This is a genomic window from Streptomyces sp. HM190 (assembly GCF_009857135.1).
Classification (GTDB): domain Bacteria; phylum Actinomycetota; class Actinomycetes; order Streptomycetales; family Streptomycetaceae; genus Streptomyces; species Streptomyces heilongjiangensis.
The window spans coordinates 845,326-866,104 of record NZ_CP047318.1 but is presented as its reverse complement, the minus strand read 5'-3'; the positions used below and the strand labels follow the sequence as shown (position 1 = coordinate 866,104).

Annotated in this window: 16 protein-coding genes and 1 pseudogene; 7 read left to right on the top strand and 10 right to left on the bottom strand. The window is 73.5% G+C overall.

The annotated features are described in order from the left end of the window. The first annotated feature begins 117 nt into the window (after positions 1-117). Positions 118-699 carry an Rv1733c family protein gene (locus GSY65_RS03195; protein ID WP_159765847.1) on the top strand — a complete coding sequence of 194 codons (582 nt, stop codon included), beginning with the start codon at positions 118-120 and terminating at the stop codon, positions 697-699. A 116-nt stretch (positions 700-815) separates the two neighbouring features. On the opposite strand, the gene GSY65_RS03190 is transcribed toward GSY65_RS03195, so the two are convergent. Both GSY65_RS03190 and GSY65_RS03185 read right to left on the bottom strand, forming a co-directional pair. Next, complete coding sequence (locus GSY65_RS03190) at positions 816-1,598, bottom strand: pectate lyase (RefSeq protein ID WP_159765846.1); 783 nt, start codon at positions 1,596-1,598, stop codon at positions 816-818. Between the two features lie 38 nt (positions 1,599-1,636). Then, complete coding sequence (locus GSY65_RS03185) at positions 1,637-2,566, bottom strand: pectate lyase family protein (protein WP_159765845.1); 930 nt, start codon at positions 2,564-2,566, stop codon at positions 1,637-1,639. 416 nt (positions 2,567-2,982) lie between these two features. Here GSY65_RS03185 and GSY65_RS03180 point away from each other — a divergent pair. The 3 genes and pseudogenes from GSY65_RS03180 to GSY65_RS03170 all read left to right on the top strand — a co-directional run. Continuing rightward, a pseudogene (locus GSY65_RS03180) lies at positions 2,983-3,936 on the top strand (extracellular catalytic domain type 1 short-chain-length polyhydroxyalkanoate depolymerase); the annotation flags it as partial. Positions 3,937-4,444: 508 nt separating this feature from the next. Continuing rightward, a complete protein-coding gene (locus GSY65_RS03175; RefSeq protein ID WP_159765844.1) occupies positions 4,445-5,791 on the top strand; it encodes an SGNH/GDSL hydrolase family protein in 1,347 nt (448 codons plus the stop codon). A 250-nt stretch (positions 5,792-6,041) separates the two neighbouring features. Continuing rightward, a complete protein-coding gene (locus tag GSY65_RS03170) occupies positions 6,042-10,655 on the top strand; it encodes a cation-translocating P-type ATPase (RefSeq protein WP_201452439.1) in 4,614 nt (1,537 codons plus the stop codon). Between the two features lie 32 nt (positions 10,656-10,687). Here the strand turns inward: GSY65_RS03170 and GSY65_RS03165 are convergent, their stop codons facing one another. After that, positions 10,688-11,767, bottom strand: a complete 1,080-nt coding sequence (locus tag GSY65_RS03165; RefSeq protein WP_159765843.1) for an NADH:flavin oxidoreductase/NADH oxidase — start codon at positions 11,765-11,767, stop codon at positions 10,688-10,690. Between the two features lie 144 nt (positions 11,768-11,911). On the opposite strand from GSY65_RS03165, the gene GSY65_RS03160 reads away from it, so the two are divergent. Continuing rightward, positions 11,912-12,268: an ArsR/SmtB family transcription factor gene (locus GSY65_RS03160; RefSeq protein WP_201452438.1), complete on the top strand. Its 357-nt coding sequence runs from the start codon at positions 11,912-11,914 to the stop codon at positions 12,266-12,268. A 12-nt stretch (positions 12,269-12,280) separates the two neighbouring features. Here the strand turns inward: GSY65_RS03160 and GSY65_RS03155 are convergent, their stop codons facing one another. Continuing rightward, complete coding sequence (locus GSY65_RS03155; protein ID WP_159765841.1) at positions 12,281-13,633, bottom strand: FAD-dependent oxidoreductase; 1,353 nt, start codon at positions 13,631-13,633, stop codon at positions 12,281-12,283. A 124-nt stretch (positions 13,634-13,757) separates the two neighbouring features. On the opposite strand from GSY65_RS03155, the gene GSY65_RS03150 reads away from it, so the two are divergent. Then, positions 13,758-14,288 (top strand): DUF6214 family protein, encoded by a 531-nt coding sequence (locus GSY65_RS03150; protein ID WP_159765840.1) that lies wholly within the window; start codon positions 13,758-13,760, stop codon positions 14,286-14,288. A gap of 62 nt (positions 14,289-14,350) precedes the next feature. Here the strand turns inward: GSY65_RS03150 and GSY65_RS03145 are convergent, their stop codons facing one another. After that, entirely contained in the window at positions 14,351-15,016 is a 666-nt protein-coding gene (locus GSY65_RS03145; RefSeq protein WP_236579683.1) for a DUF305 domain-containing protein, read from the bottom strand. A gap of 193 nt (positions 15,017-15,209) precedes the next feature. Here GSY65_RS03145 and GSY65_RS03140 point away from each other — a divergent pair, with 193 nt between their 5' ends. Then, entirely contained in the window at positions 15,210-16,721 is a 1,512-nt protein-coding gene (locus GSY65_RS03140; protein WP_159765838.1) for an LVIVD repeat-containing protein, read from the top strand. Between the two features lie 34 nt (positions 16,722-16,755). On the opposite strand, the gene GSY65_RS03135 is transcribed toward GSY65_RS03140, so the two are convergent. The 5 genes from GSY65_RS03135 to GSY65_RS03115 all read right to left on the bottom strand — a co-directional run bounded on the left by GSY65_RS03135 (position 16,756) and on the right by GSY65_RS03115 (position 20,742). Further along, positions 16,756-17,406: a TetR/AcrR family transcriptional regulator gene (locus GSY65_RS03135; RefSeq protein WP_159765837.1), complete on the bottom strand. Its 651-nt coding sequence runs from the start codon at positions 17,404-17,406 to the stop codon at positions 16,756-16,758. 224 nt (positions 17,407-17,630) lie between these two features. Beyond that, entirely contained in the window at positions 17,631-18,329 is a 699-nt protein-coding gene (locus GSY65_RS03130; RefSeq protein WP_159765836.1) for an HAD family hydrolase, read from the bottom strand. Between the two features lie 32 nt (positions 18,330-18,361). Continuing rightward, positions 18,362-19,045, bottom strand: coding sequence for a phosphatase PAP2 family protein (locus GSY65_RS03125; protein ID WP_159765835.1), 684 nt, complete (start codon positions 19,043-19,045; stop codon positions 18,362-18,364). 140 nt (positions 19,046-19,185) lie between these two features. Then, positions 19,186-20,121, bottom strand: a complete 936-nt coding sequence (locus tag GSY65_RS03120) for a M56 family metallopeptidase (protein ID WP_159765834.1) — start codon at positions 20,119-20,121, stop codon at positions 19,186-19,188. 75 nt (positions 20,122-20,196) lie between these two features. After that, on the bottom strand, positions 20,197-20,742 hold the full coding sequence (locus tag GSY65_RS03115) for a DUF5134 domain-containing protein (RefSeq protein ID WP_159765833.1): 546 nt from the start codon (positions 20,740-20,742) through the stop codon (positions 20,197-20,199). Positions 20,743-20,779: the final 37 nt, after the last annotated feature.

Sequence of the window (20,779 nt, the reverse complement as noted above, 5' to 3'; positions counted from 1 at the left end):
GGCCGCATCGAGCCAGGCGGTGGCCGGGGTGACCCATGTCGCATGAGCAGCGCGGGGAGCGCCGCCGTATGGGAGTGCGGTCCGGCTGTCCTGTGCGCGTGAGGGAGGGTGCCCCCGATGGTGGCGTTCCGTGGTCCGAAGGTGTGGCTGTGGCGCTGGCGGCGGAACCCGCTCAAACGGCGCGTCGACCGGCTGGAGTCCTGGGTGGTGCTCGTCGCCTGGCTCCTCACCGTGGGCGGCGGCCTGGTCGCGGGCGTGCTCTGCGCGGACTCCGTCGAGTCCGGTCTGGCCCGGCAGCGCGAGGAGTGGCGGCCCGTCCAGGCGCGGCTCGTCGAGGACGCGCCGGCGCCGGGCGCCGGGGGCGGCGCGGTCGCCGACAAGGTGTGGGCGAAGGTCCGCTGGGCCGCGCCGGACGGCTCGGCGCGCGAGGGTCAGGCCCGGGTCGACCCGGCTGCCGTCATGGGCACTGCGGTCACCGTCTGGACGGACACCCGCGGCCGGCTGGTGACCGAACCCGCCGGCGAGGCCCAGGCCCGGCTGCGGGCCGGTCTGGTCGGCGGGCTGGCGGGCATCTTCGTGGCGGCTGTGCCCTTCGCGGGCGGCAGGCTCGTCCGCGGCCGTCTGGAGCGGCGGAGGATGGACCAGTGGGACGAGGCGTGGGAGCGCACCGCCCCCCTGTGGGAACGCAAGATCTGGTGAGGACACCGTTGAACCGCCGGTGGCCCGGTGACGAGCACCGGGCGGCCGGACGAGGCCCGTGGGGGAGGCTCCGTCCGGCCGTGGGGAGTGGACTCACCGGTGGGTGACGAGCGGCCTCACCTGTAGGTGATGTCCGAGCTGGAGTACAGGCAGTTGGTGCTGTCGGGGCCCGTACCGACGGCCGTGTTGTTGTTGTACTTCTGGCAGGGGACGACCTTGCGGCTGCTGTCGTTCAGGATCGTGATCCCGCGCAGGGTCGCCACGTCGCCGCGGTTGACGTTGATGCCGACGAGCCGGGCGGTGGATCCCGTTCCGGTGACCTCGATGTTGCTGAGGTTCACCTTGCGGGTGTACTGCGTGGAGCAGTCGCCGCAGGAGCGGTACAGCGTCTTGAACTCGCTGACCGCGAAGTTGGAGATGTTCAGGGTCCCCGGCCCGTTGTGCTGGAACACCTTGTCCGCGGCCTTCTTGGCGCCACCACCGGTCACCGTGTAGGTGGAGCCGCCGCGGAAGGTCGCGGCGTCCTCGCCGACGTCCTCCCACCACACGTTCTGCAGGGTGCAGTTGCCCTCGCAGTGGATGCCGTCGGCGCCGGGGGCGCCGATGATGACGTTCTTCAGCGTCGCGCCGGCCGCGAGCTTGAAGATCGGGTCCTGGCCCTCCTCCTGGCCGTCTCCGGCCAGATCGCCACTGCCGTAGTAGCGCTTCATGCCGCCGTCGCGGACGCCGGACACCGAGATGGTGGAGGTCACCGGCTGGTTGCCGGAGGCCGACGGCCACGTGGCGGCGCTCGCCGGAGTGGCGCCACTAGTCATGATCATGCCAAACGAAAGGCCGAACGCGGCCATCGTCCCGGTCAGTGCGCGCGTGCGGGCGCGCGTACGTGCCGCAGAAGTCATGTCCCGATTCCTTCTGTCTCCGAGCGGTTGGGGGGTTGTCAGAGCTTTCCGGCACCCGCGCCCGACGTCACCGAGGCGACGACGGAGGAGGCGGGTTCCGCGGTGTAGCCGTACGGCGGGGAGGTGAACGTCCCCGTCCGGGAGATCTCGGTGGCGGCCCCACCGAGGTCGTTGCCGCGCAGGTTGGCGTAGCCGTCCACGCCACTGCTGCGGTTCGTGGTGACAGCGACCTTCGTGTTGCGGAAGACGTTGTTCTCCACGAGCATCTGGGCGCCCATGCGCGAGTGGCAGGCGGTCTCGGCGCCGTCCACGTAGTTGTTGTACAAGTGGCTCGTGCCGAAGCGCAGGCTGGGGATGCGCGAATAGACGTTGCTGAAGCGGTTGTGGTGGTACGACACCTTCAAGTGGCCGGTGTCCTCGGAGGCGTTGTCGTCGCTGTGGCCGACGAGTGAGCCCTTGAAGTGGTCCTTGAAGGTGTTCCAGGACACCGTCACGTTGTCCGACCCGTGGTTGATGTCCAGCAGGCCGTCGTAGTGGTCCTTGTCGTGATCGCGGTCGGCGGAGAACGAGTTGTGGTCGATCCGCACCTTCGTCGACTCCTGCACGGTGATCCCGTCGGCGGGGGCGACCGGCTTGGTGATGTTCAGGTTGCGGATGACCGCGTTGGTCTTCTCCTTGACGCGCAGGCCGCTGCCGGTGAACCCGGAGGACGACCCCACGCCCGGTACCGTCGTGCGGGAGCCGCTGTCGACCTGTCCGCTGAGCGATGTCAGACCGCTGGCGCGGACGACCTTCGCCGCGTCACCGGCCACGGCGCTCTTGAAGGCGGCCGGGGTCGGGGCGGTGACCGGGGACGCGCCGCCACCGCCGGTGGTGCCGGCGCCGTAGCCGATCGGCGACGTCTCCGCGGCCCTCGCGGCCATCAGGGATGTTCGCCGCGCGTGAGTACGTGGGGGGACGGTACGCATGGGGGTGCGTCCCTTCAGCTAGAACAGGCTGTTCATGTAAGTGAACCTTGTGCGCGGTATTGACTTCCGGGGGCGGGTCGAGGAGTCGGGATGGGGGGCTCGACTCCCTGTGTGGTGCGTTTTTGCAGGCAGACGCCGTGCAGGCGTCGTCGTCCGCGTCAGGCGGGCGATGGCGTCTGGTTCACACTGCTGAACGGAACGTAGAGGGCAAGCGCTTTCTAGTCAACGCCTCGCGCAAAAGACCATGGAGCGCCCCAGGTGGAGCGGGCTCCCCGGTCGGCGGTTCGGCGCGAGGGCTCCCGGTGGTGCGGTGGGAGCGAATTCTTTCGACGTGTGGGAGCGCTTCCAGGGCGGCCATGTGCATGTCACGATGCTCGGCGGACGCTTCCCTCCCGGCCCGCTGAAGGGACAACGACGTGCCCCGACCCCCCCACCGCACCGCACGCCGACCGCTCCGCAAAGTCCTCGTCGCGCTGCTCGCCGCCCTGGTGCCGTTACTCGCGGCCACGCTGCTCACCGCGCCGGCTGCCTCGGCCGCGCCGCGCGCGGCGCTCACCCAGATCACCAACTTCGGGCAGAACCCGAGCAACCTGCAGATGTACCTGTACGTGCCGAACAACGTCGCCAGGAAACCGGCGGTCGTCGTGGCCGTGCACTACTGCACCGGCTCCGGGCCCGCCATGTACAGCGGCACCGAGTACGCCTCGCTCGCCGACCGCTACGGCTTCATCGTGGTGTACCCGTCCGTCACCCGCAGCAGCAAGTGCTTCGACGTGGCCTCGCCGCAGGCGCTGCGCCGGGGCGGCGGCAGCGACCCCGTGGGCATCAAGTCGATGGTCGACTGGACGGTCCGCACCTACAACGCCGACACCAGCAGGATCTTCGCCACCGGCATCTCCTCCGGCGCGATGATGACCAACGTCCTGCTCGGCGACTACCCCGACGTGTTCGCCGCGGGCGCCGCCTTCGCGGGCGTCCCGTTCGCGTGCTTCGCCACCACCAACGGCTCCGAGTGGAACAGCGAGTGCGCGGGCGGAAGGATCATCCGCACCCCGCAGGCGTGGGGCGACCTGGTTCGCGGCGCCTATCCCGGCTACAACGGCCCCCGGCCGCGGATGCAGCTGTGGCACGGCACCCAGGACGACGTGCTGCGGTACCCGAACTTCGGGGAGGAGATCAAACAGTGGACCAACGTGCGCGGCGTCGGCCAGACACCGAGCTCCACCGACTCGCCCCAGAACGGCTGGACCCGCACCCGCTACGGCGGCACCGGTGACCGGGCCCCCGTCGAGGCCATCAGCATGCAGGGCGTCGGCCACAACGTGTACGCCTGGGGCATGGGCCAGCGCGTGCTGACCTTCTTCGGCATCACCGGCCAGTGAGTGTGTCCCTCCCCTCGGCCGACGCCGAGGGGAGGGCAGACCGGTGGCCCGTCACCGGCCGGTGCGCCACGTACGGCCCGGCGAGCGGCGCCGTGACCGCGACCGACGTCACCCGCGACCTCCCGATCGCGCGCGGTGCCGACGCCGACGCCGACCCCACGATCGCGCCGGATGCCGGATGCCGGATGCCGGATGCCGGATGCCGGATGCCGGATGCCGGATGCCGGCACTGGCCGTCGGGCCGGCCGGTCCGGAAACGCCGTGACACCCACCGCCCGGACCCTCCGCGGGGCGGGCCGCGTCTGTCCCGCCGGCCCGCCCCGCCGGGGCACGAGTGGGTGCCCACCACCGGGGGCGTGCCGACCGGGCGCGCGCCCGGCGCACCGTGCACCGTTGCGCGCCTCGGCGTCGCCCCTCACGCCAGGCGCTCCCAGCCGGCCCCCTCCACGCCAGGCGCCGCTCAGCCAAGCCCCGTTCCCGGAGAAAGGCATCGCCCGTGCAGCCGTCCAAGCCGTCGAGTCGCGTGTCGCTCGCCCACCTCGTCGCCGCCTGCGTCCTCGCGCTGGCCCTCGTCGTGACGTCCTCCGCCGTGGTGGCGCTCGTCAGGAGCCCGCAGGGCACCGCCGGCGCCGGAACCGGTGACACGGCCACGGCCGCCCGGCACTGGGTCAACACCTGGTCGGCGATGCCGCAGCTCACCGAGACGTACAACATGCCGCCGGTGCCCTTCACCGGCGACCGGGCCGTGCTCGTCGACAGCACCCTGCGGCAGACGGTGCGCGTCACCACCGGCGGCGACCGCGTCCGGCTGCGGTTCTCCAACGCCTTCGGCGGCACCGCGCTGCCGCTGACGGCGGTCACCGTCGCCCTGCCAGAGGGCGGGCAGGCCGGGGTCGACGCCGTCGAGCCCGGCACCACCCGGACGGTGACGTTCGGCGGACGCGACGCCACGACCGTGCCGATCGGCGCGCAGGTGGTCTCCGACCCGCTGGACTTCACGGTGCGGCCCGGCTCCAACCTCACCGTGACCACGTATCTGGCCGAGGGGCAGGCATCCCTCGCCCTCACCTCGCACCCCGGCTCCCGCACCACCTCCTACCTCCAGCACGGCGACCGCACCCGGGACGAGGACCTCCCCGGCGCCACCCCCACCAACCACTGGTACCTGCTCAGCGACGTGGAGGTCCTCTCCCGGCCCGCCACCACCGCCGTCGCCGTCCTCGGTGACTCCCTCACCGACGGCCGGGGCTCCACCACCAACGGCAACGACCGCTGGCCCGACCAGCTCTTCGACCGCCTGCAGCAGAGGCCCGCCACGCGGGGCATCGCCGTGGTGAACCAGGCCGCCGGCGGCAACCGCGTCCTCAACGACGGCCTCGGCCCCAACGCCCTCGCCCGACTGGACCGCGACGTCCTGGCCCACAGCGCCGTCGAACAGCTGATCGTCTTCGAGGGCGTCAACGACATCGGAACCGCCGAGGCCACCCCCGCCGCCCAGCGACGCGTCACGGCCGACCTGATCGCCGCCTACGACCAGATCATCGTCCGCGCCCACGCCCGGGGCATCCGCGTGTACGGCGCGACCCTGCTCCCGTTCGACGGCAACACGCTGTACGACGACCCGGACGGGCACCGCGAGGACGCACGGCAGGCCGTCAACACCTGGATCCGCGGCAGCGGCCGCTTCGACGCCGTCCTCGACTTCGACCGAGCCGTCCGCGACCCGCACAACCCCGGCCGGCTCCGGCCGGACCTCCACGACGGCGACTGGCTCCACCTCAACCCGGCGGGCTACCGCGTCCTCGCCGATACGGTCCCGGCCCGGCTGCTCCAGCGGAGGTGAGGCACACCGCACGCGACCCCGACGGCCCCGGTCACCCCGACGGCCCCGGCAACTCCTGACGGCCCCGGTCACCCCGGTCACGGCCGCACGCCGTGACCGGCCCCCTCCGCGGTCGTCCGTCCGCCCCGTACCCCGTACTGCGCCCCATCCGTCCCATCCGTCCCTTCTGTCGCAGACGCATGGGTGACGGGCCGATTCGCGGGAACCCGGCTTCCCCGGAAGCGCATCACGCGTGAGGTGAGGGAAAGCCATGGCACGAGGTGGCCGGTGGGGTGATGCACAGGCGGAGCGGGGGAGCAGCGGGCGGTCGGGGTTGCTGACGCTTACGACGGCCGCCGCCACCGGGCTCGCGCTGGCCGGGCCCCGGCTCCTCGCCCGGGGAGCCGGCCCCGCCGTGGGCCTGGCCGCGGGAGCGGTGGCCGGAACGGCACGGGCGGGAGTCCGGAGCGCGGACAGCGCGGTGCGCGTCGCCCGCACCGCGCTGCCCCGTGACGCGCGCCCCTGGCGCTCCGGCGCGCGGGCCCACCTCGCGCTACGGCCCGAGACACCCGAACGGGTTCACCGCGAGGGCGGCACGGAACACGCGGCCCGCAAGGTGGCGGCCGCACTGGCCGAGCGGCCGGACGTGGCGTTCGCCTACTGGGACCGGGGCCTGGCACGTCTGGTGGTGGCCGCCGCCGAGGATGCCCTCGGTGACACGGTGGTGGACGAGGCGGTCGACCTCGCCGCCCGGCACGGGCTGCGGCCGGCCGACGAGGACGCCGACGAGGGCGACGTGGGATACGCCCACCCCGGCGACCCGGCCGCCACTCGGGCCGCCGCGGCGGCCCTCGCCGCCGACACCCTCGGCGCCGGCGTCGCCCTGGCCGGCTCGTTCCTGCGGCTGCCGCGCTCACCGCGCCTGGTCACGGCGGTGGTGACGCTGCTGCGTGAGAACCCCCGCTTCCGGGCCTTTTTGCGCGACCGGCTCGGCCCGTCCCGCATGGACGTGCTGCTGGCCACGGCCAACGCCGCCGTCCACGGTGCGGGCCAGACCCCGATCGCCCTGCTGCTCGACGGGGCGCTGCGCGCCTGCCAGCTGGGAGAGACCCTGGCCCGTGCGACCGCCTTCGACACCGTCCACGACCAGGTGTGCACCCCGCGGCGGGTCGGCCCGCCCCCGCGCCCCGCCGTACGGCCGCCCCTGCGCTCCACCCCCGCCCAGGAGTACGCCTCCCACGCCTCGACCGGGAGTGTGCTGGGCGCCGCGGCGACCCTGCTCGTCAAGCACGACGGCAAGGAGGCCGCCGAGGCCGTCCTCTCGGGTTCGCCCAAGGCCGCACGTTACGGCCCCGCCGCCTTCCACCACGTCCTCGGCGGGGCCCTCGCCCGGGGCGGCGTCCTGGTCCGCGACCCCGAGCGGCTGCGGAGGCTGGAGACCGTCGACACGGTCGTGCTGCACTCCAGCGCGCTGCGGGACCCCGGCGCGGGCGCGGACCCCTGGGCCGAGACGGTGCTCGACGCGGCCCGCCGGGCCCGGCTCGCCGTCGTCATGGTGGACGACCCGGCGCTGCGCGACTTCACGGGGCTCGCCGACCAGGTCGTGACCGGGGACCGCCCGTTGCGCGAGGTGGTCCGGGGCCTGCGCGACGAGGGCGCCACCGTCCTGACGGTCGCCCGCTTCCCCTCCTCCGCCCCCGGGACGGGCGCCGAGGACACCCGTGTACGGGACGACGCCACCCTCGCCCCCGACGACGGCGCCCCTGCCGGGGACGATGGCACGGACGTACGCGCCGGCGGCGCCCTCGACCAGGACCGGGACGGTGCCGTCCGGCCGGCCGCGCCCCCCGCGCCGGGCGGCACGGACCTCCTGGACGGTCTGCTCGCCGGGGATGTGGCCGTCGCCCTCACGGACCGGGACTCCGCCGTCGTCTGGGGTGCGGACGTCCTCGCCCTCAACGGTCCCGCCGACGTGTGGCGGCTGCTGACGGCCGTACCCGCGGCCCGTGCGGTGAGCCGGAGGTCGCAGACCCTCGCCCGGTCCGGCGCCGCCCTGTCCGGACTGCTCGTGGCCGTCGGCGAGACCCACGGGGCGCGCCGTCGCGCCCGCCTGCCCGGGCTGCGTCACGTCCCCGTCGACGTCGGCGCCGCGACGGCCCTGCTCAGCGGTGTGCGCGGTGCTCTCGGCGTGGCCCTGGCCCGGGCTCCGCACCCCCGGCCGCGGACGGCCTGGCACGCGCTCCCCCCGGACGACGTCCTCGACCGGCTCGACCACGCGGCCGACGAGGAGGAGAAGGACACCACCGTGGCCGAGCAGGCCGCCGGCCGGCTGCACGAGGTGGCCGAGACGGTGGGCCACACGCCCGCCGCGGCCCCCCTGCGCTGGACCGTCGATCTGGCCCGGGCCGTCCGGGGGGAGCTGGACGATCCGCTCACCCCCGTGCTGGCGGTCGGCTCGGCGGCCTCCGCGATCCTCGGCTCCGTCGTGGACGCCCTCCTTGTCTTCGGCGCGCTCGATCTGAACGCCCTGGTCGGCGGTCTGCAACGGCTGCGCGCCGAACGGGCGCTGTCCGGGCTGCTCGCCGACCAGCAGCGGAAGGCCCGTGTCGCGCCGCTGGGCCCGGAGGAGCCGACCAGCCCGCCCGCCGCCGACGCGTCGGCCGCGGCCGAGACCGTGGACGCCGCCGTGCTCGACCCCGGCGACGTGATCGAACTGGAGGCGGACGACGTGGTGCCCGCCGACGCCCGGCTGCTGTGGGAGGACGGCCTGGAGGTGGACGAGTCGGCGCTCACCGGGGAGTCCCTGCCGGTGGACAAGCAGACGGCGCCGACCCCCCGCGCGCCGGTCGCGGACCGGAGCTGCATGGTCTTCGAGGGCACCACTGTGGTGGCGGGCCAGGCCAGGGCCGTCGTCGTCGGAACCGGCGACCGCACCGAGGCGGCGCGCGCCGTCGCCCTGGCCGCGCGCACGCCCCCGTCCGCCGGTGTCCAGGCCAAGATCCATGAACTCACGCGCAAGGCACTGCCGTTGACCCTGGCCGGTGGCGCCGCCGTGACCGGTCTGTCGCTGCTGCGCGGTACCCCCATCCGGGAGGCGGTGAGCGGCGGTGTCGCGGTGGCCGTGGCCGCCGTCCCCGAAGGGCTGCCGCTGGTCGCCACGGTGGCACAGCTGTCGGCGGCCCGTCGGCTGAGCCGCCGCGGTGTCCTCGTGCGCACCCCGCGGACCCTGGAGGCACTGGGCCGCATGGACACCGTCTGCTTCGACAAGACGGGCACCCTCACCGAGAACCGCCTCCGCCTGGTCCGCGTCGGCGAGGCCGACGGCACGGTCCGCACCGTCGAGGACACCACCGCCGACGGGGCGGCCCGCACCCTGCGCGTCGCCGCCCGCGCCTGCCCCCGCCTGAACGGCGGCTCGAACCGCCCGGTGCACGCCACCGACGAGGCGGTGCTGGACGCGGCCGGCCCCGACCCGCGGTGGGCGCAGACCGAGGGCCGGCCCTTCGAGGCAGCCCGCGGCTACGCCGCCGCCGTCGGCGCGACCGGCGACGGCACCCCCGTGCTGGTGGTCAAGGGTGCCCCGGAGACGGTCCTGCCCGCCTGTCCCGAGCTCCCCGGCCACGCGTCCGGAACCGCGCAGTCGCTCGCCCGCGACGGTCTGCGCGTCCTCGCGGTCGCCGAACGCCCGCTGCGCGCGGGCGAGGAACCTTCGGCCGCCCTCGAAGCGCCGCTGGACGACCTGGAGTTCACCGGTCTGATCGCGCTGGCCGACGTACCGCGCGAGACGTCCACCGAGCTGGTGCGCGGGCTGCGCGAGGCGGGCGTACGACCGGTCATGCTCACCGGCGACCACCCGCAGACCGCCCGCGCGATCGCCGCCCAACTCGGTTGGCCCGAGGACACGACCGTCGTCACCGGCGACGAACTGGCCTGCGCCGACCGGTCCGTACGGGCGAGGCTGCTGCGGGACACCGGTGTCGTGGCGCGGGTCGCGCCGGAGCAGAAGCTCCAGGTCGTGGAGGCGCTGCGGGACGCGGGCCGGGTGGTCGGGATGGTCGGCGACGGCGCCAACGACGCCGCGGCCATCCGTGCCGCCGACATCGGTGTGGGCATCCAGGCCCGCGGCTCCGCCGCCGCCCGGAACGCGGCCGACCTGGTGCTGACCGACGACGACCTGTCGGTGCTGATCGAGGTGGTCGCCGAGGGCCGCTCCCTGTGGCACAGCGTCACCGACGCCGTCGCCATCCTCGTCGGTGGCAACGCGGGCGAGGTCGGTTTCGGCATCCTCGGCACGCTGCTCGCCGGACGTGCCCCGCTGTCCACCCGCCAGATGCTGCTGGTGAACCTGTTCACGGACCTGTTCCCGGCGATGGCGGTGGCGGTGACCCCCAAGGAGGAGCCGGGCACCGCGAACGGCGGCGGCACCGAGGGCGCCGCCCCGGGCACGGAGCCGCTGGGCACCGGCCTCCTCGGCGCGCCTCTCATGCGTCAGATCCGCCAGCGTGCCCTGACCACCTGTCTGGGTGCCACCCTCGCCTGGCTGGCCGGCCGCTTCACGCCGGGCACCGCGCGCCGGTCCACGACGATGGCCCTGTGCGGGGTGGTCGGCACCCAGCTGGCCCAGACCCTCGTCGACCGCCGGCACAGCCCGCTGGTCCGCACCACGGCCCTCGGCTCCGCCGCCGCCCTCGTCGTCCTCGTACAGATCCCGGGCGCCAGCCACTTCTTCGGCTGCACCCCGCTCGGCCCGCTCGCCTGGGCGGGCGTCGCCGCGGCGATCGCCCTCGCGGCCGCCGGCCAGCGGGCCCTGCCCGACCTGGAGAGGACGGTGCAGCGGCTGGTGCGGTCCCGGAGCCGCGCCGCGGCCGAGCCGAGCCCCGCCTGAGGCCCACCGCGTGCCTGCCGGGGCCGCGGAGGTCAGACCGACCGGTGGTACTGGTCGGGGACGTGCACCTCGCCGCCGAGTTCCCGGGCGGTCTGCCGGGCCCAGGAGGGGCTGCGCAGCAGCTCGCGGCCGAGCAGCACGGCGTCGGCCTCCCCGTTGGCGAGGATCTTCTCGGCCTGCTCGGGCTCGGTGATCAGGCCCACCGCCGCGACGGGCATCCCGGCCTCCTCCCGGACACGGGTGGCGAACGGCACCTGGTAGCCGGGGCCCACGGGGATGCGGACGCCGGAGGCGTTGCCGCCGGTGGAGACGTCGAGGAGGTCCACGCCGTGGGCCTTCAGCTCGGCCGCGAGCCGGACGGTGTCGTCCGCCGTCCAGCCGCCCTCCTCCAGCCACTCGGTGGCGGAGACCCGGAAGAACAGCGGCTTGTCCTGCGGCCACACCTCACGCACGGCGTCCACCACCTCCAGCGCGAAGCGGATCCGGTTCTCGTACGAGCCGCCGTAGGCGTCGGTCCGGCGGTTGGAGTGCGGGGACAGGAACTCGTTGATCAGGTAGCCGTGGGCGCCGTGGATCTCGACGACCTCGAAGCCGGCGGCGAGCGCACGGCGGGCCGCCTCCGCGAACTGCCCGACGACGGACCGGATCTGCTCGATCGTCAGCTCGTCCGGCACCGGGTGCTTCTCGTCGAACTGCACGGCGCTGGGCGCGACCGGCTGCCACCCGTGCGCGTCCGGGCCGACCGGGGCCCCGCCCCGCCAGGGCCGCTCGGTGGACGCCTTGCGTCCCGCGTGCGCCAACTGCACGGCCGGCACCGTCCCCTGCGTCTTCAGGAACCGGGTGATCCGGCGGAACGCCTCCACCTGCGTGTCGTTCCAGAGGCCGAGGTCGTAGGGGGAGATCCGGCCCTCGGGGGCCACGGCGGTCGCCTCGACGATGATCAGGCCCGTCCCGCCGGTGGCGCGCGCCGCGTAGTGCGCGAAGTGCCAGTCGCCCGGCGCACCCGTCCCGGGGCCCTCCGGCGCGGCCGAGTACTGGCACATCGGAGGCATCCACACCCGGTTCGGGATGGTCAGTTCACGCAGGCGGTAGGGCTCGAACAGCACGCTCACGGCGGACTCCGATCGTCAGGGATGCCGACACGGGTCGGGTAGGACTCGATGCTTCGTACGATAGCCATCGTAGTACGGTGAATGTCAAACTACGAGAGTTCTCGTACAATGGACCCCCCGAAGTACCGACGCAAGGGAGCCCTCGTGACCTCGCCCGCCGTCAGCAGTCGCGATCTCCCTCACCCGGAGGTCGCGGAGATCCGCCTGGAGTCCGTGCTGCACGCGCTCGCCGACCCCATGCGGCTGCGCATCGTGCGCGAGCTCGCCGCCGGCGGCGGCGAGCTGTCCTGTTCGTACTTCGACCTGCCGGTCACCAAGTCCACGACCACCCACCACTTCCGCGTGCTGCGCGAGAGCGGGGTGATCCGCCAGGTCTACCGGGGCACCGCCAAGATGAACGGCCTGCGCCGGGACGACCTCGACGGCCTCTTCCCCGGCCTGCTGGGCGCCCTCCTGGACGCCGCCGCCCGGCAGACCGCCCGGGACCTCGGCGACGGCTGAACCACTCAGCCCTCAAGGACTGTCCTGCGCCCCGCCCCGAGCGGCCGTCAACAGCGACTCCCAGTCCGGGAGTTTCACCACGCCGCGGCCCAGGGACGCCCCCAGGTCCGCCTCCGCCCGTTCGATCGCCTGCCAGCCCGACCACTCCACGGGGCGGACGCCCTCCGCGCGCAGTGCCGCCAGTGGATCTGCCGGGACCGTGCGGCGCAGGAGCACGGGCTTGTCCGCCAGCAGCGAGGTCACCGTCTCCTTGGCACAGGGACGGTTGGTGCCGATCACTCCGGTCGGGCCCCGCTTGATCCACCCGGCCACGTACTCGCCCGGAGCGGCCACGCCCTCCCGCAGGACCCGGCCCGCCGCATGGGGGACCGTGGCCCGCTCGGCGTCGAAGGGGAGCCCGTCCAGGGCCACGCCGCGGTAGCCGACCGAGCGGAGTACGAGCTGGGCCTCGATCTCCTCGTACCGGCCCGTGCCGACGAGACCGCCCCGGCCGTCCGGCCGCGTGCGCTCCAGCCGGACGCCGCAGACGTGGTCGCCGTCGGCGAGGAGCTCCACCGGGCGCAGGAAGAACCGCAGCCGGACGCGGTGGCGGCCGCCGGGCGCCGGCGCGGTGGCCCAGCCGCGCAGGACCTCGATGTTCCGGCGCTGCGCGGCGGGCAGCGCCGACGGGTCGACGTAGTGCGGGTCCATCTCCAGCTCCGCCGGGTTGACGGTGACCTGGGTGTCCGGGAGGGTGCCCAGCTCGCGCAGCTCCTTGGTGGTGAAGCGCGCCGCGGAGGGCCCGCGGCGGCCCACCATGTGGACGCGGGACACCTGGCTGGAGGCGAGCGAGGCGAGGGCGGACTGCGGCATGTCGGTCGGGCCGAGTTCGGCCGGGCCGCGCGCCAGCATGCGCGTCACGTCCACGGCGACGTTCCCGACGCCGATGACCACCGCGCTACGGGCGCCGTGGACGAAGCCGCCGGCCACGGCGTCCGGGTGCGCGCTGTACCAGGACACGAACTCGGTCGCCGACCAGCTGCCCCGCAGCTCCTCGCCCGGAATGCCGAGCCGGCGGTCCGTGGCGGCGCCCACGCAGTACACCACCGCGTGGTACAGCTCCCGCAGCCGCGCCACCGGAACGCCCCCCGGCCCCACCTGCACGCCGCCGAGGAAGCGCACCCGCTCGTCCTCCAGCACGGCGCGCAGGTTGTCCTGGAGCGATTTGATCTTCTCGTGGTCCGGCGCCACCCCGTACCGGACCAGTCCGTAGGGGCAGGGCAGCCGGTCGAGGACGTCGACCAGGACTCCGGGGTCCCGCTGGACGAGGCTCTGGGCGGTGTAGCACCCGCTCGGTCCCGAACCCACGACGGCGACACGCAGCACGGCGGAACTCCTTACGCGAGGAGATCGCTGATGCCTCCAGGATCGCACCGCGCGGGCCGCCGGGGGAGGGGGTGCTCGGCGTGGCTGCGCCGAACGATTGTGATCACTCCCTTACGTTTCGTGTGTGCTTGAAGCTTCCTTTCTCAACCTTTCTGATCGGCATTGGCAGGACGGTGCGGTCTCGGTGTGGCCCGCGTGGGAGGTGCAGGAAGGTGGGGGAGCCACCGCCTGGTTCAACGCCCGGCTGGACTTCCCGGACGGGGCCCGGGTGGACGTACTCGCCGTGGTGGCCGGGGGGCGGCTGTCCCTGGAGGACGTCCGGGCCCAGCCGCCGTTGTCCCTGGACGACCTGGCGGAACTGGCCGACTGGATCGAGGGCCCGCTCTTCGGGGCGTGCGGCACCGCGTCCGGCCCGGTCGAGGGCAGCGCGCCGGGCAGCCGGTACGCCGCCGCCCGCCGGGCCAGACCCGCCTGGCCGCGGGGCACGGAGGGGCGGCGGCTGGTCGCGGAGGAGTACCTCACCGCGCAGCGGGAGGGGTACGACCCGGTGCTCGCGGTGATGTGCGCGACCGGGCACAGCCGCCGCAAGTCGCTCCGCATGATCGCCGGCGCCCGGGACGCCGGCCTCCTGGCCCCCCGCCACGCCCGCCGCTGAGCCCGTCACGGCGAGAGCGCGTGCCGGGCGCCGCGAGGCGGGCGGGAGATCGACGGCACCCCCTAGGTCAGAAGGTCGCGCATCCTGCTGATCTCGGTCGTCTGCTGGGCGATCACGTCGTCGGCCATCTCCTCGACCAGGATGTTGTTGCCCTGGGTCTTCACGTCCGTGGCCATCGTGATCGCCCCCTCGTGGTGAGTGATCATCAGTTTCAGGAAGAGGCGGTCGAACTCCGCCCCGTCGAGCGTGCCGAGTTCCTCCAGTTGCGCCTCGGTCGCCATGCCGGGCATCTGCCCGTGCTCGTGCGACGCGCCCTTCCCGGCGCCGTCGTTGACCTCCAGCCAGCCCTCCATCGCCTCGATCTCCGGCTTCTGGGCGGCCGAGATGCGCTCCGCGATCCGCTTCACCTGTGTCGACTTCGCGTGCTTCGGGGCGAGTTCGGTCATCTTCAGGGCCTGGCCGTGGTGCACGATCATCATGCGTGCGTAGGCGAAGTCCGCCGAGTTCGGCGAGTCGTCCTCGGCGCGCCGCTTCTCCGCCTCCTCGGGGGACAGGGTGCGGGCCGCCTCGCCGGGTTTCCCGGGAGCGATCACCGCGGGGCCGCCGGACCGGGCGGAGGCGCCGTCGGGCTCGGTGTCCGACCCCGAGTCACAGGCCGCGAGCGCGAGGAGAGCGGCCGTCAACGAGGCCGTGACCAGCGACGCGCGGGATGTGCGGCGAACGAGCACAGTGACCTCCTGGGCAGAGCAACGGACGTACACCCAATGTGTGTTGGGATCTTCCCTCACACACATTCAGGTGCCGGTGATCAAATTAGTTTCGTTACACATACATGGCCACCTGTTGTTCTGTGCATGCTGAAGACGATACTTCGGAGGTGCCTGAACCGTTCGACTGCGAACGGCTACGAGGGAGGACACAGTGACCCTGTCGAACAACCTTCGGACGCGCCACAGACGGCTGGGGGTGGCCGCGACGGCGGCCGGACTCCTGGCCGCGCTGCTCACGGCCGGTCCCGCGGCCGCGACTCCCGACCCCGGGGACGGGCCCACCGTGCGCGAGAAGGTCTCCAAGAGCGACGCGGCCGAGGCGCGCGAGGCGATCGCCGCCGGCGAGATACCCGGCAAGGACGAGATCGTCCACTCCGCCAACATCGAGCACCTGACCAACATCCCGAAGGAGGCGCTGCCGGGCACCAACTCCGACCTCGCCTTCCAGGGGAAGTACGCCTTCGCCGGCAACTACGACGGCTTCCGCGTCTTCGACATCAGCAACCCCAAGGCCCCCAGGACGGTCGCCCAGGTCCTCTGCCCGGGCTCCCAGAACGACATCTCCGTCTCCGGCAACCTGCTCTTCCTGTCCACGGACTCCTCGCGCAGCGACAGTTCCTGCAACAGCACCACGCAGCCCGCGAGCGAGAAGTCGTCGTGGGAGGGCATGAAGATCTTCGACATCAGCGACAAGGCGAACCCGAAGTACGTCGCCGCCGTCGAGACCGCCTGCGGCTCGCACACCCACACGCTGCTGCCGAAGCGCAAGAACGTCTACATCTACGTCTCCTCGTACTCGCCGAACGCGGCGTTCCCCGACTGCCAGCCGCCGCACGACGGCATCTCGGTCATCAAGGTGCCGCGCCACGCCCCCGAGAAGGCGGCCGTGGTGGGCTTCCCCGTCCTCTTCCCCGGTGAGGGACCGGACGGCGGCGGCAACCCGGGCGGGCCCACGAACCCCGGCGTCTCCAAGACCACGGGCTGCCACGACATCACGGTCCTGCCGTCGAAGGACCTCGCGGCCGGCGCGTGCATGGGTGACGGCATCCTGTTCTCCATCGAGGACCCGGAGAACCCGAAGATCATCGACCAGGTCCAGGACAACGTGAACTTCGCGTTCTGGCACTCGGCGACCTTCAACCAGAAGGCCGACAAGGTCGTCTTCACCGACGAGCTGGGCGGCGGCGGCGCGGCCACCTGCAACGCGGAGATCGGCCCGAACCGCGGTGCCGACGGCATCTACGACATCGTCGGCCGGGGCGACCACCGCAAGCTCGTCTTCAAGAGCTACTACAAGATCCCCCGCCACCAGGCGAACACCGAGAACTGCGTCGCCCACAACGGCTCGCTGATCCCGGTCAAGGGCAAGGACATCATGGTCCAGGCCTGGTACCAGGGCGGTGTGTCCGTCTGGGACTTCACCGACTCCGCCAACCCCAAGGAGATCGCCTACTTCGAGCGCGGCCCCCTCTCCACCGACACGCTGGTCGGTGGCGGTTCGTGGTCGGCGTACTACTACAACGGCTACATCTACTCGAACGACATAGCCAAGGGATTCGACGTCCTGAAGATCGACGACCGGCGCACGAACCCCGCCCGCTGGGTCCACCAGCGTGAGCTGAACGTGCAGACGCAGCCGGACTACTTCGACTTCGGCTGGTAGCACGCCGGACCGACACCGCCGGGTACCGGCACCGTCAGGTGGCGAAGAAACGCGACAGATCCCGGTCGTGCGTCCCGCCGGTCCCCTCGGGGGCCGGCGGGACGCCCAGCTCCCCGTCGAGTCCGTACCGCCGGAACAGCTCCGCGCGCAGGGTGGCGACCGGCATCGGCGCGTTCGGCAGCACCATCGCGTACACCGCGCCCATCAACAGGGCCCGCAACAGCGGGTAGTCGGCGTCCGGGTCCGCAGAGCCGTGCCGGGCCACCGTGTCCCGCAGCAGCTCGCCCAGCCGCTGCTGCTCGGGGCACTGCACGAACCCCTCGGGCGCCTGGAGCAGCCCCGCCATGTGCTGGCGCATCAGCACCGGCCGGTCCAGGGCCAGTCGCAGGATCGCGTCGACCGCCCGAGCCATCCGCTCCCGCCCGTCCTCGCTGCGCGGCTCGCGCTCCAGCGCCTCCTCCAGCGTCCGGTGCATCAGCCGGTGCACCGCCGACTGGACCAACTGGCGCTTGCCGGGGAAGTAGTACGACACCAGGCCCCGGGCCGATCCCGCGCGGTCCGCGATGTCCCCGAGCGTCGTGGCCTCGTAGCCCCGTTCGTCGACCAACTCGACCGCGGCCTGCAGCAGTCGCTCGCGGGAACGCCGACGCAGCTCTTCATTGACCGAGGCGCTGCGCGGGGACATCCTGTAACTCCTGCGTTGACTGGCTGCCAGCCAACTATACTCAACGCTCCCGGGCGGCGACCCTGTGTGTCCCGTCCGGCCGCTGTCCGTCCCGGGCCGCACGGGGGACGGTCCGGGACGGACGGCGGGGGTGTAGGCGGACAGCGACCCGGGCGCCGGGAACCGGACGCCCGGCGTCGGGACGCACCCGACGGGACCGACGGACCCGCGACCGCACGCTGTCTTCAGTCCACCAGCCCCAGCACCGGGCGCAGCCCGTCCGGCCGGCTGTCCGCGGGCAGGTGGTCCACGAGGTGCACCGCGCAGCCCAGGGCCGCCGCGCCTCCGTCGGCGCGCCGGTCGTCACCGACCATCAGCGTGTCCCGCGGGTCGACGCCGAGCGCCGCGCAGGCCAGCGTGAACAGCCGCGGATCCGGCTTCTGGACGCCGTGCTCGTACGACAGCGCGTAGGTGCCCACGTACGGGTCGAGGCCGTGCGCGCGGAACACCGGCCGCAGGTCCCACCCGATGTTGCTCACCACGCCGACGGCCACCCCCCGCTGCCGCAGACCGGCGAGCACCTCGGCGGCGTCCGGGTACGGGCGCCACGCGGACGGCGTCATATGGCGCTCGTAGAGCGCGTCGTGGAGCGCGGGGTCGGGCAGGGAGACCCGCCGGGACAGGCCTGTGTAGGCCGCCCGGTGCTGCTCGGCGCTGCGGTCCCGGACGGTCCACAGCGCACCCAGCTCGCCGGTCGGCGGCTCCACGGGGGCGGGCCCGCCGGGCAGCGCGCCCGCCCGCTCCAGCGCCTCGGCGGCCCGCACCACCTCCGGCTCGGGCAGGTCGACACCGGTGTCCGCGAGCACCGCCCGCAGCCAGGACTCACCGGACTCGACACGGAAGAGGGTCCCGGAGAAGTCGAACAGCACGCCTTTGATCGTCATGGCCGCGATCCTTCGTGGTGGCCCGTGCCCGGTCAAGTACGCCTCGGCGCACCCCACTTCTCATACGCCAGTACGGCCAGCGCCACGGTCAGCGCGCCCAGCAGCCAGCCGCCCACCACGTCCGACGCCCAGTGCACGCCCAGCCAGATCCTGGTCAGGCCCACCCCGAGGACCGACACCACGGACACCGCCAGCGCGATCCGTGTGACGACGCGTTCGGCGCCGTACAGATGGAGGAGCCACAGCAGCAGCCCGCACACCACGGTCGCCGTCATGGCGTGACCCGACGGGAAGGCGGCGTAGTGGGCGGAGTCCACGGGATCGGGCCACGCGGGCCGCTCCCGGCCGACGGCGGCCTTCAGGCCCTGCTGGACCGCCGTGCCCACCGCGCAGGTGACGACCAGCCAGATCGCGAGCCACCACTCCCGGTACCGCCACACCAGCCAGGCCGCCGCGGCCACGCAGAGGAGGCGCATCGTCATCGGATCCCACACCCAGTCGGTCAGGATGCGGAAGGCATGGGTGGTCCCGGAGTCGGCGACGGCCCAGCGGTGGGTGGTGTCCGCGATGCCCCGGTCCAGGGACATCAGCGGCGCCCAGGAGATCGCGACCAGGACGAGCAGCAGGACGGTGGGCGCCGCGAGGGCCGCGGCGACGCGCACGGTGCGGGTGTTCGGCGGCCGGTGGGGCGGCGCGCCGACGGTGGGGGTGTGCATGCGGCGATCCTCGCCCACCCGTGGGGCTCCGTGCCAATGCCGCGGAGTGAGATCACCGTCACGCGCCGCGACCGGAGCGCAGGCCGTGCCTCGCGCGTTGTTCTTGGGTTCGCCTTGGTCTGTTCTTTGGCGGGTCATGGTCAACCGAGTGCCCGTAACCCCGGTACGAAAGCCACCAGAACCGGCAGGGCGGGCAGCAGGGCCGCGCACGCGGTGAGCCGCAGCCGACGCGCGGGCGTGAGCCGGTCAGGGGGAGCGAGCAACCGGTGGACGCGCAGCGGCACATGGTCCTCGGGGGCCGGGCACGGCCCGAACACGCCCCGGTCCTCGTTAAGCCCTACCAGCGCGAGGGCGGTCGTCAGGCGGCCGTGGCGACGGGAGGCGGTGTCGTCGGCGGCGAGTTCGACCAGGCGGTGCATCTCGGCGCGGAACGCGGCGAACACCGGCACCCTCGGGAAACCGCCCGCCAGCGCCGCCGAGCAGCGCAGCAGCCAGTCGTGCCGGGCCCGCGCGTGCCCCTGCTCGTGGGCGACCACCGCGTCCACCTGCCGCCCCTTCAGCCGGCGCAACGCCGCGGTGGTGATGACCAGCCGGGGCGCCGAGCCCGGCAACCACCAGGCGTCCGGCCGCTCGCCCTCCACCACCACGAGCCGGTCCGCCCCCGGCGCCTCGCCGGGCAACAGCGGGGCGCGGCGCAGGATCTCCGCCTCCCGCCGTCTCCGCTGCCGCCGGGCCAGCGCGATCTCGGCGGCCAGCATCGCCCCGGTCCACGCGCCGCCGCACGCGAGCGCGACCGCGGTGACCGCCGCCCACGAACCACCGGCGCCCAGCGCGTACGCCTCGACCACCCCGCGCGGCGCCGGCGCGAAGAGCGGGCCGCGCACCGCCGTCCAGGCGGCGGCCGCGCTCAGCGCCATCGACAGCGCGCAGCACAGCAGGACGGCCGCCACGACGCACTGCCACACCCACAGCGCGACCACCGGTTCACGGTCCGCCCAGTCCGCCCGGGCCAGCAGTCGCGGAGCGAAGACAGCGGTCAGGGCGCCGAGCAGCAACAACGCCGCGGGGACCATCATGGGCGAAGCCTATGAGCCGGACGGGCCGTGACGACATGGGCCGGGCGGCCCAAGTGACGCAGACCACGGTGTGGATCACACGGTGAGCAGCATGGCGAACATCCCGATGCCCATCGACAGCCGGCAGGCCCGCGCCACCTCGGGCCGGTCGCCCCAGCCGGTCCCGCCCCGTGCGACGTTCACGCTCCCCGGACCGGCCACCGGCATCAGCCGCACGCCCGCCCACAGGACATAGCCGGCGAAGTACAGCAGGAGCGTCCCGGTCAGCACCGGCGAGCCGCCGCCGTGGCTGCCGGGGGAGGCCGCCATCACCACCGCCATGTAGACCATGGCGACCGCGCCCACCAGATGGTGCAGATGGTGCGCGCTCGTACGGGCCGTCCACAGCGCGCGCAGCGCGGCGGCGCCGAACACGACGACGTAGGCCACCCAGGCCCAGCGCGGGGGCACCGCCACAGCGGCGGGCACGGCCATCGCGGCCATGCCGAACCCCATGAGCGCCTCACCGCCCGCGGCCCTGCGCTGCTCCTCGACGGCGCTGCGCATCCGCAGCAGGCAGTACCCACCGGTCAGCGCGCACAGCGCGACCAGCAGCCAGCCGGGCGAAGCCGGTCCGTGCACCGTGCACCTCCACGCTCGACGGCGTCGGACAGTGATG

Excerpts from the sequence above, each read along its gene's own strand:
- GSY65_RS03130 (WP_159765836.1), bottom strand. The coding sequence starts at position 18,329 with ATGACGATCAAAGGCGTGCTGTTCGACTTCTCCGGGACCCTCTTCCGT.
- GSY65_RS03170 (WP_201452439.1), top strand. The coding sequence starts at position 6,042 with ATGGCACGAGGTGGCCGGTGGGGTGATGCACAGGCGGAGCGGGGGAGC.
- GSY65_RS03185 (WP_159765845.1), bottom strand. The coding sequence starts at position 2,566 with ATGCGTACCGTCCCCCCACGTACTCACGCGCGGCGAACATCCCTGATG.
- GSY65_RS03190 (WP_159765846.1), bottom strand. The coding sequence starts at position 1,598 with ATGACTTCTGCGGCACGTACGCGCGCCCGCACGCGCGCACTGACCGGG.
- GSY65_RS03125 (WP_159765835.1), bottom strand. The coding sequence starts at position 19,045 with ATGCACACCCCCACCGTCGGCGCGCCGCCCCACCGGCCGCCGAACACC.
- GSY65_RS03195 (WP_159765847.1), top strand. The coding sequence starts at position 118 with ATGGTGGCGTTCCGTGGTCCGAAGGTGTGGCTGTGGCGCTGGCGGCGG.
- GSY65_RS03120 (WP_159765834.1), bottom strand. The coding sequence starts at position 20,121 with ATGATGGTCCCCGCGGCGTTGTTGCTGCTCGGCGCCCTGACCGCTGTC.
- GSY65_RS03135 (WP_159765837.1), bottom strand. The coding sequence starts at position 17,406 with ATGTCCCCGCGCAGCGCCTCGGTCAATGAAGAGCTGCGTCGGCGTTCC.